The organism is Pseudoalteromonas sp. APAL1 (assembly GCF_021532475.1).
In the GTDB taxonomy this organism is placed as follows: Bacteria; Pseudomonadota; Gammaproteobacteria; order Enterobacterales; family Alteromonadaceae; genus Pseudoalteromonas; species Pseudoalteromonas lipolytica_C.
The window spans coordinates 75,787-91,021 of the sequence record NZ_JAKGAW010000016.1; the positions used below are offsets into that span (position 1 = coordinate 75,787).

11 protein-coding genes and 1 rRNA gene are annotated in these 15,235 nt (G+C 39.5%); 6 read left to right on the forward strand and 6 right to left on the reverse strand.

All coding sequences use genetic code 11. The annotated features are described in order from the left end of the window. Positions 1 to 72: 72 nt before the first annotated feature. Positions 73 to 2,025, forward strand: coding sequence for an alpha/beta hydrolase family protein (locus L1264_RS10155; protein ID WP_199526001.1), 1,953 nt, complete (start codon positions 73 to 75; stop codon positions 2,023 to 2,025). A 312-nt stretch (positions 2,026 to 2,337) separates the two neighbouring features. Here L1264_RS10155 and L1264_RS10160 read toward each other — a convergent pair whose 3' ends face one another. After that, entirely contained in the window at positions 2,338 to 3,294 is a 957-nt protein-coding gene (locus L1264_RS10160; RefSeq protein WP_199526000.1) for a tetratricopeptide repeat protein, read from the reverse strand. A 187-nt stretch (positions 3,295 to 3,481) separates the two neighbouring features. Between L1264_RS10160 and dbpA the strand changes: the two genes are divergently transcribed. Continuing rightward, on the forward strand, positions 3,482 to 4,870 hold the full coding sequence (dbpA, locus tag L1264_RS10165; RefSeq protein WP_199525999.1) for an ATP-dependent RNA helicase DbpA: 1,389 nt from the start codon (positions 3,482 to 3,484) through the stop codon (positions 4,868 to 4,870). Between the two features lie 9 nt (positions 4,871 to 4,879). Here dbpA and L1264_RS10170 read toward each other — a convergent pair whose 3' ends face one another. Beyond that, entirely contained in the window at positions 4,880 to 5,461 is a 582-nt protein-coding gene (locus tag L1264_RS10170; RefSeq protein WP_199526050.1) for a DNA-J related domain-containing protein, read from the reverse strand. 215 nt (positions 5,462 to 5,676) lie between these two features. On the opposite strand from L1264_RS10170, the gene L1264_RS10175 reads away from it, so the two are divergent. Continuing rightward, on the forward strand, positions 5,677 to 8,457 hold the full coding sequence (locus tag L1264_RS10175) for a tetratricopeptide repeat protein (protein WP_235403953.1): 2,781 nt from the start codon (positions 5,677 to 5,679) through the stop codon (positions 8,455 to 8,457). On the opposite strand, the gene L1264_RS10180 is transcribed toward L1264_RS10175, so the two are convergent. From L1264_RS10180 to trxA, 4 genes are all read right to left on the reverse strand, one after another. After that, on the reverse strand, positions 8,430 to 9,302 hold the full coding sequence (locus tag L1264_RS10180; protein WP_328255957.1) for a methyl-accepting chemotaxis protein: 873 nt from the start codon (positions 9,300 to 9,302) through the stop codon (positions 8,430 to 8,432). The genes L1264_RS10175 and L1264_RS10180 overlap by 28 nt on opposite strands. Then, entirely contained in the window at positions 9,303 to 9,686 is a 384-nt protein-coding gene (locus L1264_RS10185; protein ID WP_235403955.1) for a hypothetical protein, read from the reverse strand. 163 nt (positions 9,687 to 9,849) lie between these two features. Continuing rightward, complete coding sequence (rho, locus tag L1264_RS10190; RefSeq protein ID WP_062566226.1) at positions 9,850 to 11,109, reverse strand: transcription termination factor Rho; 1,260 nt, start codon at positions 11,107 to 11,109, stop codon at positions 9,850 to 9,852. Between the two features lie 182 nt (positions 11,110 to 11,291). Next, complete coding sequence (trxA, locus tag L1264_RS10195) at positions 11,292 to 11,618, reverse strand: thioredoxin TrxA (protein ID WP_135923181.1); 327 nt, start codon at positions 11,616 to 11,618, stop codon at positions 11,292 to 11,294. Between the two features lie 90 nt (positions 11,619 to 11,708). Here trxA and rhlB point away from each other — a divergent pair, with 90 nt between their 5' ends. From rhlB to L1264_RS10210, 3 genes are all read left to right on the forward strand, one after another. Further along, positions 11,709 to 12,983, forward strand: a complete 1,275-nt coding sequence (gene rhlB / locus L1264_RS10200) for an ATP-dependent RNA helicase RhlB (RefSeq protein ID WP_135923182.1) — start codon at positions 11,709 to 11,711, stop codon at positions 12,981 to 12,983. A 48-nt stretch (positions 12,984 to 13,031) separates the two neighbouring features. Further along, complete coding sequence (gppA, locus tag L1264_RS10205) at positions 13,032 to 14,525, forward strand: guanosine-5'-triphosphate,3'-diphosphate diphosphatase (protein WP_135923183.1); 1,494 nt, start codon at positions 13,032 to 13,034, stop codon at positions 14,523 to 14,525. Positions 14,526 to 15,000: 475 nt separating this feature from the next. Next, a 16S ribosomal RNA gene (locus tag L1264_RS10210) occupies positions 15,001 to 15,235 on the forward strand; the annotation flags it as partial.

Sequence of the window (15,235 nt, forward strand, 5' to 3'; positions counted from 1 at the left end):
TACGCGTTGAGGGTGTACCCATTGTTAACTTTTTAGTATCTTTATTAACAATTAAAATATAAAAGGAATTTTATGAGCAGATTAATAATCGTTATTTCTTGTTTGCTACTTAGCTTTACTACTAATGCCAAATCTGAATTACTTGATATTCAAAACTTTAGTAAAGCAAGTGAATTCACAGGTGTTAAAATTTCTCCTACCGGTAAGTATTTAGCAGTCATCACACAACCTGAAGGCAAGAATGCTTTAATGATACTGGATACAGATACATTTAAAGTGCTTCATGCCATCCACTTTCCTGGTAATGCTCAAGTCGGCAACTATTACTGGGTGAATGAAGAGCGTATTGTATTAGCCAAAGAGTACCTAAAAGGTTGGAAAGATCATCCTGAATACCATGGTGAGTTGCTTGGTGTAAACGCAGATGGCAGTCAATGGAAGTACTTGGTTGGTTATCAAGGTGAAAGGCAAACAGGTACGAGAATTAAAAAGGCAACCCCTGTATTAGGGACATCTTATGTGCTTGATCCACTGGTAGAAAATAAGCGTAAAATGTTAGTTTTAACCATTCCATGGACAGCTGCCAACGAACCTCACACAATTGTATATGAAGTAGATGTCTATCGAGGGTCAAGAAAAAGGATCACACGTTCACCTTCAAGGATGGCTAGTTTTCTGACTGATCATGAAGGTAACGTAAGAGTATCTGCTTCGACGGATGACTATATTAATCCAAAAATATATATCCGTCCTAAATCAGGTGGTGAGTGGGAAGAGCTCAACTTAAAGGACGTTTCATATAGTGATGTTGGGTTGCATGCTTTTGATAGCACAGATGAATCTGCTTATGTGACGGCTTCTGTTAATGGAGAAGCTAAAGGGCTTTATAAATTAAATCTTAAAACTAAACAATTTGATCTAATTCACAAAGAAAAGAGTGTATCACCCAAGCAAGTATGGGTGGATGAAGTCTCAAAAGAGCTTTTTGCTGTCGAGCATGAATTAGGCTATCCAACCTATTCATTTGTTGGTAATAACTCTAAGAAAAGTCAGCAGCTAAAAGCTCTTTTGAAAGTACTTGAAGGTCAGCAGGTTCAATTAGTTAGCAGTACCGTAAATGGTGATAAGAGCGTCATTTTTGCTTCAAGCGATACTAACCCAGGCAGTTATTATTTATTTGATGCAAAAACGAATAATCTCGGTTTTCTATTCTCATCGAGAAGTTGGATTAAACCTAGTCAAATGGCGATTACAAAGCCTATCAATTTTACAGCACGTGATGGACTAGCTATCTACGGTTACTTAACTATTCCGAATAATGCTGAAGAAAAAAACTTACCATTAGTAGTAATGCCGCATGGTGGTCCTCATGGTCCTAGAGATTGGTGGGGATATGATTCAACAGCTCAGCTGCTTGCGAGTAGAGGAATAGCTGTACTCAAGGTTAACTTTCGTGGTTCAGGTGGTTTTGGACGAAATTTTGAACGTGCCGGTCATCGCAAGTGGGGGCGGGAAATTCAATACGATATCATTGATGGGGTAAAATATCTTATTTCGAATGGTACTGTTGATAAAAGTAACATTTGCATTATGGGTGCCAGCTTTGGTGGATATTCCGCGTTACAAAGTGCGATCTTGGAACCTGATATGTTCCAGTGTGCGATTGGGGTTGTAGGTGTATATGATTTACCACTCATGTTTGATGAAGGGGATGTATCAGAACGTGATAGCGGGCAACGTTTCTTAGAAGTAGTATTAGGTGAGGATGAAGAAGAGTTAAAGCGTTTTTCACCTAGCTACAATGTAGAAAAGTTGAAAGCCCCGGTATTAATTGTTCATGGTGGCGAAGATAAAAGGGCGCCTATAGAGCAAGCTGAGTCGTTAATTTCGGCTTTAAAGAAAGAGAATCATCCTTATATTTATGAACTATTAGATGATGAAGGTCATGGCTTTTATAAAGAAGAGCACCGTACTCTTTACTATAAAAAGGTATTGGCGTTCTTAAATGATCATTTAAAACTTTAAATAAAAAATGCCGGCGAGAAAACTCGCCGGCAAGGATTTAGCACGGGAACGTAAGCGTGCTAGTGTGCAAGGTCTTCCTTCAAGTTATACAAACTCAAAAGACGATTCGTTCACTAAGTAATACAGCCCAGTTGCAATTTAAAACAGAGTAGGGAGAGTGACTCTGCTTTTGCTAACACGAATTTATAAAACCAACAAAATAATATAAATACTGCGTCATATAAAAATGTTATAACATAACAAAAACAAAGTAAATAGCGAGAGTCATATTATTAGCTTGGTTTCTTCTCAGTGATGTTTATGGATAATTGATTATTGAGTGTCCAGTTTACTACAATCGTAACTCAAGCATAGCTCTGCGAGTTCAATCTTCGCTTTCGGATTCCCTTGTAAGGTAGCTTTGTTAAGCCAGTAAGCTGCTTTTTCGTTATTGATTTCTGTACCTTGGCCATCTCGATACATCTGACCCAAGTTTAATTGACCCCATGAATAACCTCCTTTGGCAGAGAGTGTAAAGCTTTCCAGTGCTTCCTTAAACAGGCCATCTTTAAAATAGGTGATGCCTTGTTGGTTATGTTTATCAAGCTTAACGCCTGCATACAAAGGCTTAGGTTTCGGGGGGTGCATAACAAAACCACCATACAAGCTATATAGCTCTGGTCGCATTATTTTGTATATGCTGTTGTCTTCATAAAACTGCTTTACTTGCTGTTTAGTAAAGGTCATGGTTTTACTCGAAAAGTAATCATCTTGCACTAGCATGCTGGTACGCATCGCAATCTCGATGTCTTTATTGTACTTGTAAGTGTAGTTAGCAACTCGAAAAGTCATGCTCTTGTCATCAAATTCAACGAGTTGGGCTACTTTCAGATTATTTATACGTTTTGGTTCACCAGTAAATTTGTCGGAATAAACAAAATAGGTGTCGAATTTTTTGGGTTCATTCAGGTAGCGAATTTCATTATCTGCTTGCTCATGTATCCCAAGTATTGCTTTCGTTAAAATATAAACTATTAATACCAAGCCAATAAAATATTTTATGAAAGAAGCCAGCTCTAGGGGGGGAAGAGAATACCAAGATACAGCTGATGTGTAGCCACAAGCATCGCATTGGTGCTGATAATTAATTGATAATGGAATAATTGGCAAAATACTAAAGCGCAGTACTTTACTGTGATTACTCAGTGAGAAGTGCTCGCTATGACAATGAGGACACGTTTTTTGCTTTTTGTAAAAAACATCAGTAGCGGCGGTGTTAAATAAAAGCATAGTTTCTTCCTGAAGGTTGCTTTCAATAAATTAGAACAAACACGCTGAGTTAGGAAGCCGCAAACTGTAACTAAATATGAATTAAGTGTGTAGATAGCTCTTTTCGTTTAGAGAAACAATGCATTCTCTGCTATGATCCACTGCATCTTCGAGGATGTCCCTCAATTATCAAGTTTGGAATATTACTGTGACTGCTACTGCTTTTTCATCTTTGGCTTTGCCGAAAGAGTTAACCGATAATTTATCGACTTTAGGTTATACGCAAATGACACCGGTACAAGCGCAAAGTTTACCAGTGATCTTGCAAGGCAAAGATATCATTGCTCAAGCAAAAACAGGGTCGGGTAAAACGGCCGCGTTTAGCTTAGGTGTGTTGGCTAAGTTAAATGTGAAACGTTTTCGCATTCAATCACTTATTTTATGTCCAACCCGCGAACTGGCAGAGCAAGTTGCAGAAGAAGTTCGTAAGCTTGCTCGCGGCATTCATAATATTAAAGTTTTAACTTTATGCGGTGGTGTATCTATTGGTCCACAGATTGGTTCACTAGAGCATGGCGCTCATATTATTGTTGGCACACCAGGTCGTGTTGATGATCATATTCGTAAGGGCACATTGCGCTTAGATGATGTTGAAACATTGGTATTAGATGAAGCTGACCAAATGCTTGATATGGGCTTTCAAGATACCCTTGATGCCATTGTTGAATGTATTCCAAATCAACGCCAAACCTTGTTGTTTAGTGCGACTTATCCAAAATCAATTGCAGCGATTGCTGAGCGAGTTTTAAGCAATCCTGAAATGATTAAGGTTGAAGAAGAGCAAACAAAAAGCACGATCACACAATACTTTTACAAGCTTGATAATAACAAGCAGCGCTTTAATACGCTGAAGCTGTTGCTTTTGAAGTTTCAGCCAGAAAGCTGTGTGGTTTTTTGTAATACTAAGGTTGAAACACAGCAAATTTGTGATGACCTATACGCTGAAGGCTTTAGTGCCGTTGCTTTACACGGTGATTTAGATCAACGCGAACGTGAACGTACTTTAATTCGTTTTGCTAATAAAAGCGCGTGTATCTTGGTGGCGACGGATGTTGCTGCACGAGGCTTAGATATTAACGACATGGATATGGTTGTAAATTATCACTTAGCACATGATCCACAAACTCATGTTCATCGCGTTGGTCGAACAGGTCGAGCAGGTAAAAAAGGCATTGCATGTTCTATTTATGGTGAGGCTGAGCAATTTAAAGTGGCACAAATCGGTGATCATTACGAACGCGACTTCAACCCTGAGCCACTACCTCCTTTTAGCTTACTTGAAAAGCCGGCCTACAAGCCTACGATGGCGACCATCATGATCGATGCAGGTAAGAAGCAAAAAATTCGTGCTGGCGATATTTTAGGTGCTTTAACGGGTAAAGAAGGTATTGCAGGTCATCAGGTGGGTAAAATTAATGTACTTGATAACGTGGCTTTTATCGCTGTAGAGCGAACAGCAGCCAAACCAGCACTGCGCAAATTGACCGAAGGAAATATCAAAAAGCGTAAGATTCGTGCGCGTCGTTTAAGTCGATAAGTTTAAAGTTTACGAGCAGCTAGCTTTTAGCTGCTCATACTCACGTTGTATTTTTTTAAACTGAATCGCACAGCCTTGACGGTCTGGGTGATGTTTTAAAGCCAATTGTCGCCAGCGCTTTTGTAATTCTTTTAGTGAAAAGTTAGCGGGCAACTGCCATGCTTTTTGTATTTGTAAAAGCTGCTCTTTTGTAAGATTTGCAGAAGTAGTATGCCTGTTGAATGTAGCAAAGCGCTGCCAAAACTCATTTAATAGCGCATCAATTTCATCACTTGTTGTGTCGTAGTTTTGCCAATCTAAATAATACTCCCGCAAAGGATCAGTATTTTCTAGCACCTTTTCACACTTGTTATTTATCAATTCAATATGTAAGGCCGCTATGTGCAATTGTTGCTCAGGGCTAACCTGTATTTGGAGTTGATATAAGGCATTCATAACTAAGAAGTTACGTTTAAAAAGATCTTTTTGTGGGTCCTTATCTAAAACACTAAGATGTCCTGCATCATTAAGTGCACTTGCAAGCGTATGGACTTTCCAGATAGGCTGTTTCAGAATGAGGTAAAAAATCTCATCTATCAGTGGGTTAAGCATTGTTAGCAGGCCAATCTTTATGTAATCTAAAACTATATACGCTATCACAGCTGCCTTACTGAAACTATGTTTATATTTTCATCAAGGAAGGCATTTAGCCGAGCTACGATTTAGTTTTTTCCTCGGTCTATGTTGATATTTAGGGATATAAACATATGCGCACATTATTGAGTCTCAGGTTAATACATTCGGCATTAGTATGCTGTAGTGTGCTGATGACTACGTTTAGTTATGCTTCAGATTCATTACTAGAGCAATTTAATCAGTCACAAAAATTAGATGAAAAGCAGCAATTAGCGACACAATTACTTGCAGATACCACTATTAGTACTGATGAAAAGCTGGCTATACAATTGCAGTTAGCAGATACGGCTCTAGAAAATAAAGAATTTGCCGCAGCATTTAAACACTATCAACTAGCTGAGAAGGCGGCCTCTTTTGAAGCTCAACCAGACAGTTATTTTCGCGCAATCAAAATGCAAGGCGTTAGCTATTATTATCAAGGTCTTATCCAACAAGCTGTCGAATCCTATACACGTGCTTTACGCGTTGCCGAAAAAATGGATGCGCCTATTTCAGAGGCTAACTTACTGAGTAATATAGGTCTCGCTTATTTTGATATGTGGGATATGAGCAAAGCACTTGATTATTACACGCGCGCTAAATCTATCTACGAAAAATATGGTAGCGCGCAAGATAAAGCTGATATTTTGCATAATATAGCGGGTCTTTATATTCGCTTATCGAGTTACGATATTGCTTTAGATATGTATAGAGAAACGCTAAAGATATTCGAGAAATTAGGTGATGAAGAAGGTGTTGCTCAGTCATATGGTAATATGGGCGTTGCTTACTCTGAGCTTGGACAATATCAATTATCATTACATTATTATCAGCGTGCATTACGGTATTATCAAAAAACACATGATGCCTATTACTTATCCTCTCGTCACGTCAATATTGCTAACGTTTACTTACGAACAGGTGATTTAGAACTGGCTCTAAGCCATGCTGATAAAGCCATCGAGTTTGCAGAACAAATAAATAACAAAACGTTAGAGCTCGCGGGATTATTATCAAGAGCTAAAATTAAGCTCTTACAAGGTAAGCTAACACAAGCGGAAGTAACACTGACCACCTCAATTGAGATGGCCAAAAAATATAAAGATGATCTGAGAGTGCAGGATGGCATTGGAATGCATGCATTGATCAAAGCAGGCCAAGGAGATTTCACCACTGCGGTAGCTCATTTTGATCAATTCGTTCGAACCTTAAAGGCCGCAAACAATGAGCGACTTCTAAGATCCCTAGGTGAGCTTCACAGTCGAATTAATGCCAGTCAGTTGACTCAGGAAATTATTGATTTAAAACAAAAACAGCGAGTGCAAGAGCTTGAAATGTCAAAGCAAAGACAACTTGCCATCATGCTGTTTATTTTATTTATTATGCTGGTCGTGACGGGCATCACCATTTATCGACGTATGATCGAAAAAGGAGCGAAAGAGCAACTTTCATTGATGGTTGCAAAGCGCACCAATGAGCTTGAAGAAACCGCAGAAAAGCTGCGCAGTGCAAATGAAATTAAAAGTCAATTTTTAGCTAATATTAGCCATGAGATCCGCACACCATTAACGGCTATTTTGGGACAAACAGATACCCTAATGAATGGTTTTTATAAACCAGAGCAACTCAATGATGAACTTGCTGTTATTCATAAACAAAGTGAACACTTAAAAGACCTCATAAATGATGTGCTTGATATTAGTAAAATTGAGGCGAATAAACTTGAGTTGAGTTTAAAAGAAGGTGATTTAGTTTGCTTATTAAATGATGTTCATTCAATGCTAAGTGGTCAAGCAAAAGCGAAAGGGCTGAAATTTGCATTTCATAACCAATTAGGTGAACAGTTTATTACACGATTAGACTTTACGCGGGTAAAACAAATTTTGATCAACTTATGTGCGAATGCCATTAAGTTTACCCATCAAGGTGAAGTCGAGCTGCAGGTCACACAGACGCAACAAGGTATTTGCTTTCAGGTAAGTGATACGGGGATTGGCATGGATGCTAGCCAGCTGAAACTTATTTTTGAGTGCTTCAGTCAAGGAGACAATAGCATTAGTCGACGGTTTGGTGGTACGGGGCTAGGCCTTAGCTTATCACAACAACTCGCAATCATGATGGGCGGCTATATTAGTGTCGAGAGCGAAATCAATAAAGGTAGCGTGTTTGCATTCTATTTGCCATGTAAAGAACATGAACCCAGTCAAACTGATGCCAATAGCAAATACGGAAATGACTTACCGCAATCGCTAAAAGGATTATCTGGAAAGGTATTGATTGCAGAAGATCATGCCGATAACCGTCGTTTAATTCGCCGTTATTTAGAGTCAATGGGGTTAGATGTAATTGCTGTTGATAACGGTGCAAAAGCGGTTGAGCAATGTTTAATAGAGTTTCCAGATGTAGTGCTTCTTGATATTCAGATGCCAGTTTTAGACGGGTTAAGTGCCCTTAAGTTATTGAAAGAGTCTGGCTTTACCCAACCAATTTACGCCTTAACTGCTAATGCGATAAGCCATGAAATAGAAGCGTACTTGCAGGCCGGTTTTACAGGGTATCTTGCTAAACCTATCGACAAAAATGTCTTTTTTACGCAGCTTGCCAAGCATTGTAAAAATACCGCAGAAAGCACAAAAGCAAGTCACGATATTAGTGATTTAGTAACTAGCTTTATTCAAAGTTTTAACCAAGAAGCGTCGCTTATTCAATTGCATTTGGCTGAATATGATTTATTTAATCTTCAGCAAGATGCACATCGTATTGGCGGAGCAGCTAAAATGTTTGCTATGGAACATATCGCTAAAAGTGCCTTTGCCTTAGAGTCAGCTTTAAAAAATAACCAACTCTCAGAATTAACAAATTTAGTTGATCGTTTACTTGAGCAACTCAACAGTGCATTAGCTGATCAGAATAGCTCTACATCACCATCTTGAGCTTGTTCTGAATCATTATTTTGAGTTGTTTCATAGCGAGAGCGATCGATACGTTGTTCACTACTTGTTTCTGGGTGTGTGATCTTAAACATTGAAAGTTTATCATCAATAACATGCGCTAGACGCACTAAATCTTTGCTTGAGACAGCTTGTATTTGTGAACTTGATAATGCGTCAGAATTTAGCTCAACCATAGCATCAATACTCATTTGTGCTTCATCTGACATTTGGCTTTGTAAGGCAACCTGTTCATGCACGCTCTCAGAAAACGCGTTAATTGCTAACATAGCCTGTTCTATTTTATTCGTTTCTTTGGTTGATGCTTCTGATAGTTCAACAGTACGCTGTGTTTCTTTTAATGCTGTTTGCATCAATTGGTTGGCTTTTTCTGTACTGTGTTGAATTTTCGCAACCATCTCACGAACTTCTTGGGTTGATTTACTGGTGCGTGCTGCTAAGTTTCGTACTTCATCAGCCACAACTGCAAACCCTCTCCCTTGCTCACCAGCACGTGCAGCCTCAATTGCGGCATTGAGAGCTAGCAGATTTGTTTGTTCAGCTATACTGTTAATCACATCAATTACAGAGCCAATTGCATCACTATCTTGTTTAAGTAAAATAATTTGTTCGCTAGTTTGGTTGATATTGTCGGCCAATTTCATAAGGCTAGCTTGGCTTTTGTCGGCATCAAGTCGAGTTTGTTGCACAGACTTTGTTGCATCAGAGACCGAGTGAAATATTTCTTCAAGGCTACGGTCAAGTTCTTTCGATACTTCAATCGTTCGCTTTATTGTCTCTGCTAAATCAACACCATGCGCATCTTGAATTGTTGCTTTTTGGGTCATTTATGCATAGGTGTCACGTAACGCATCAGCCATAGGTAATAAGCGTGCAGATGACGCATATATCTCTCCTAACATATGCTCAACCATAGTTAAACTCGCGTTTAATATGTGGCAGGCTTCAGGCAATTTATTGTCGTTTTCATCAAAACGAAAAGTAAAGTCGATACCCTGGTCAGAAGTGATATTAGAAACAAAATAACTTAAGTGATCTTGTTGCTGCGCGTCTTTTAAATAAATAAAGGTAATTAAAACAAGCCAAGGAACAATGACTGTTAAGCCGATTACTGCCATCGCGACAATTGATAGTTCAAAAATAATAAAACTAGCAATACTACTTAGTAAGCTGATGACAAAGAGAGCGACTGCTACTTTAATGCGGGTCATTGAAAAATCCTTACCTTTTAATCCTATAACTTATAGAACAAAACCCAACTAAATACCAACTATATTACGGAGTTATTTATAGTTGAATAGCGCTTCAACTGTACTTTTAAGTAAAAAAAATGCCTGTATAAAACAGGCATTTTTTTTTGATTTTGAAAGCTGCTTATTGACGCTTCATCGAATCGAAGAATTCATCATTGGTTTTGCTCATAGAAAGCTTATCAATTAAGAACTCCATTGCGTCAATTTCTGACATCTCATGAACAATCTTACGTAAGATCCACATTTTCTGTAGTTCATCTGGCTTAGTCAGTAACTCTTCGCGACGGGTACCTGAACGGTTAAAGTCGATCGCAGGGAATACACGCTTTTCAGCAATCTTACGATTTAAGTGTAGTTCCATGTTACCTGTGCCTTTAAACTCTTCGTAGATTACTTCATCCATTTTAGAGCCTGTATCAATAAGCGCTGTTGCGATAATCGTTAAGCTACCGCCTTCTTCTACATTACGTGCTGCACCGAAGAAACGCTTTGGTTTGTGTAATGCGTTAGCATCCACACCACCTGTTAATACCTTGCCAGATGAAGGAATAACCGTATTGTATGCACGAGCAAGTCGCGTAATTGAGTCTAATAAGATAACCACATCTTTTTTGTGCTCAACAAGACGCTTCGCTTTTTCAATTACCATTTCGGCTACTTGAACGTGACGGCTTGCTGGCTCATCAAATGTTGAAGCAATAACTTCACCCTTAACAAGACGCTGCATCTCAGTTACTTCTTCAGGACGTTCGTCAATTAGAAGTACCATTAGCTCACAGTCTGGTTGGTTGTAGCTGATTGACTGCGCAATATTTTGCAGTAGCATCGTTTTACCCGCTTTAGGCGGTGCAACGATTAGGGCGCGCTGGCCTTTACCAATAGGTGATGCTAAATCAAGTACACGAGCAGTGATATCTTCTGTACTACCATTACCACGTTCCATACGTAAACGTTCGTTTGCGTGGAGTGGGGTAAGGTTTTCAAAAAGGATTTTAGTGCGAGAGTTTTCAGGTTTGTCGAAGTTTACTTCGTTGACTTTAAGTAGTGCGAAGTAACGTTCACCATCTTTTGGTGGACGGATAAGGCCTGAAATTGAGTCACCAGTACGCATGCTGAATCGACGTATTTGACTCGGAGATACATAAATATCATCAGGTCCGGCTAAATATGAGGCTTCAGATGATCTCAAGAAACCAAAGCCATCTTGTAAGATTTCTAATACACCGCCGCCATAAATATTTTCACCGCTTTTAGCGTGTGCTTTCAAAATGGCGAAAATAATGTCTTGTTTTCTTAAACGGGCTACGTTTTCGAGCCCCATGGACTCAGCTAAGTTTACAAGCTCTTTTATAGACTTGTCTTTTAATTCGCGTAAATGCATATTGGTGGGTTCTTTATTACAATTATCATACTCAAAATCATAGTTTGATACATGAGTGAGGTTTGTTGGTATAACTAAGGATTAGTTGGCTTTATAAACTAGCAGGTCACTAGCAAGGCGTCCAGTCTTTAAACAAAATAAAGCTAAAAAAAGGGCAAAAAGCCCTTTTTTTACATTTTCAGTTAGATGTTGTTCTCTAAAAACTCAACTAATTGAGTTTTTGAAAGTGCACCTACTTTAGTTGCTGCAACCTGACCATCTTTGAAAAGAAGAAGTGTTGGGATTCCACGAATACCAAATTTAGGTGGTGTGCCCGCATTTTGGTCAATGTTTAATTTACCGATAGTTACACGGCCATCAAACTCACCAGCTACTTCGTCAAGAATAGGGGCGATCATTTTACAAGGTCCGCACCATTCAGCCCAAAAATCAACAAGTACAGGTTTGTCTGATTGTAGTACGTCAGCTTCAAAGCTATCGTCAGTTAATTGAATAATTTTCTCGCTCATTGCGATCTCCGATAAGTTAGGCGAAATATTTAATGCGTATTTAAACACTCTTGTTTCTTATTGCAAGTTTAAACGTTATGCTTAAACGCTATGACTAAGACACATTTGACCGATAAAAAGTTTTCAGACTTTGCTATCGCACCGGAAGTGGTTGCCGGTTTAACCGAAAATGGGTTTGAATATTGCACACCCATTCAAGCTAAATGCCTACCTTTTATTTGTGAAGGCCGTGATATTGCGGGCCAAGCACAAACAGGTACAGGCAAGACGTTGGCGTTTTTAACAGCCACGTGCCATCGGTTATTACAATCTAGCAAAGCACCTAGTAAACATCCAAGAGCCCTGATCATGGCCCCAACTCGGGAGCTGGCGATTCAGATACACAAAGATGCAAAAATTTTAGCGCCACACTGTAATCTTAACTTAGGTTTAGTATATGGTGGCGAAGATTACGAAAAACAACGTGCACAACTAGAAAAAGGCGTTGATATTTTAATTGGAACGACTGGACGCCTTATCGATTTGTATAAACAGGGTTGTTACACCCTAAATGAAATTGAAGTTGTGGTGCTTGATGAAGCAGATCGTATGTTCGATTTAGGCTTTATTAAAGATATTCGCTACATGTTTAGACGTATGCCTGAAACCTCAGAGCGTTTAAACTTATTATTCTCTGCAACCTTATCTTATCGTGTGCAGGAATTAGCGTTTGAACACATGACTAACCCAGAGCATGTGCAAATTGAACCTGACGTTAAAACAGGTAAGCGTATTCAAGAAGAGCTATTTCATCCATCGCAAGACGATAAAATTAAGTTACTGTTAACTTTAATTGAAGAAGAATGGCCTGAGAAAGCAATTGTGTTTGCAAATACGAAACACAGTTGTGAAAATGTTTACGCATGGATGAAAGCGGATGGTCATCGAGTTGGATTATTAACCGGTGATGTAAACCAGAAAAAGCGTCAATCAATTTTGGCTCAATTTACCAAAGGCGATTTGGACTTCTTAGTGGCAACAGACGTTGCAGCGCGTGGTTTACATATCCCAGAAGTAAGTCATGTATTTAATTTTGATTTGCCAGATGATTGTGAAGACTATGTACACCGCATTGGTCGTACCGGACGTGCTGGTGCTTCAGGACACGCTATTAGCTTTGCCTGTGAACAGTATGCCTATAATCTCCACGAAATTGAGCAATATATAGAACACAGCATTCCATTATCACATTATGATAAAAGTGCATTGCTTGATGATTTAACTAAGCCTACTATTCAGAAAAAGCGGAACTATTCTACAGGCCCACGTAATCGTAATAACAACGGACGTCGACCAAATAATAGTTACCAGAAATCACGGTCGTGATAAACGACCGTCATTGAAGACTTAGTAGTAACTAGAGGTTTTTGAACGGTGGGGCAATTTCAACCGCAAAAAAATGTGTATGCAGTAATCGATTTAGGATCGAACAGCTTTCATATGCTGATTGCCAAATCAATTGCTGGCGGTCTACAAACGATCGGTCGAGTCAAACGTAAAGTAAGGCTTGCTGCAGGGCTTGATGAAAACAACGTCCTAAGCTCAGAAGCCATGCAGCGAGGTTGGGAATGCCTAGCCTTGTTCGCAGAACGTTTACAAGACATACCAAAGAAAAACATTACCATTGTTGCAACAGCAACTTTGCGTCTTGCTACCAATGCCGATGTGTTTAAGCAAAAGGCTGAACAAATCCTTGGTCATAAAATCAATGTCATCAGTGGTGAGCTAGAAGCCAAAACGATTTACAAAGGCGTGGCGCACACATCAGCTTGTAGTGGAAAGCAACTTGTTATCGATATTGGTGGAGCGAGCACAGAGGTCGTTATAGGTAAAGGTTTTGACGCACTGCACTATAAAAGCCTACATATGGGCTGTGTCACCTTTTTAGAGCGCTATTTCAAAGATCAAAAACTGAGTAACGAAAATTTTGCAGCCGCGATTCAAGCTGCCAGAGATGTGATTGCTGAAATTGTTGATGAATATAAAGCGGCAGGCTGGCAAATAGCGAGTGGAGCATCTGGTACAGTGCAAGCAATTCAAGAGATCATGGTTGCGCAAAACCAAGATGAACTCTTAACGCTTGATAAATTGTATGCCATCAAAGAGCAATCAGTGCAATTTGAAACAATTGCAGATCTTGAGCTTCCAGGTTTAAGTGAAGAACGCCGCCTTGTGTTTGTATCTGGACTTGCAATTTTAATCGCCTTATTCGAATCATTAGCTATAAAGCAGATGGGCCTTGCTCGCGGCGCATTGCGTGAAGGTGTGCTTTACAGCATGGTACCAGAGCTACATAACCACGATATTCGTAAGCGTACGGTTGATGGATTAATGGCTCGTTATCATGTCGATGTAAATCAAGCCTGCCGAGTTGCACAACTTACTGAGCAATTAGCAAAGAGTGTAAAGGGGCAGTGGCAGTCTATTGATAACAACGCAATTGCGTTATTAAAAACGGTAGCGAAGTTGCACGAGATAGGTTTATTAATAGAGTATAAACTTTATCATAAGCACACAGCCTACATTATAGAAAACACCGATATGCCAGGTTTTTCACAATCTGAGCATAAGCTGATCACTGCTGTAGCGAACGCGCATCGTGCAGATCTGGTAAAAAACAGCTTTGCATACCTAGGGTGTCATGAACAATTAGCTGAATGTTTGACAAGAATTGTTCGGATCGCAGTGATCTTATCAATGCGTCGCCAAGATGATGTACTGCCAGCACTCGATCTTAGTGTTAATGAAAACACCCTTACACTGACATTTGATGGCGATTGGTTAAAATATCACCCATTAATGGCCAGTGAACTGCAATTAGAGACCAAGCTACAAGCAAAAGCAGGTTGGAAGCTTATAGTTAAATAAACAGAAAAGGCCCAGAAGGGCCTTTTTTAGTGTTCTTTTTACCCGTTTCGTTCGTAATTTGCGCGAACAGTTATTTTTTTCATGAAAACTTCAAAAAACAGTTGATCTCAATTCGGATCTCCCTATAATGCGCATCCACCGACACGGCGGACTGCTTACAAAAAAGCAAAACGACGAGTTGGTTGAGTCAAGTAAGACTGAGTTTTGAAAAAATAAACTTTTCTCAAAATTAAGTGTTGACAAAAATAACGGCTTGCGTAGAATGCACAGCCCTTGAGACACGAAAGTGAATCAAACGTTCTTTAACAATATAAAGCAATCATCTGTGTGGGCACTCGTACAGATTGAGTTCTAACAGCGAAGCTTAGTTTACTAAGTAACGCAAACAAATTTAGAGTCTCAATTTCTTATGAGTGACTATATAGTCAATTTATACAGAATTCATTGAGCACGAAACTTCGGTTTCAAAAACTTTTAATTGAAGAGTTTGATCATGGCTCAGATTGAACGCTGGCGGCAGGCCTAACACATGCAAGTCGAGCGGCAGCGACAACATTGAACCTTCGGGGGATTTGTTGGGCGGCGAGCGGCGGACGGGTGAGTAATGCTTGGGAATATGCCTTATGGTGGGGGACAACAGTTGGAAACGACTGCTAATACCGCATGATGTCTACGGACCAAAGTGGGGGACCTTCGGGCCTCACGCCATA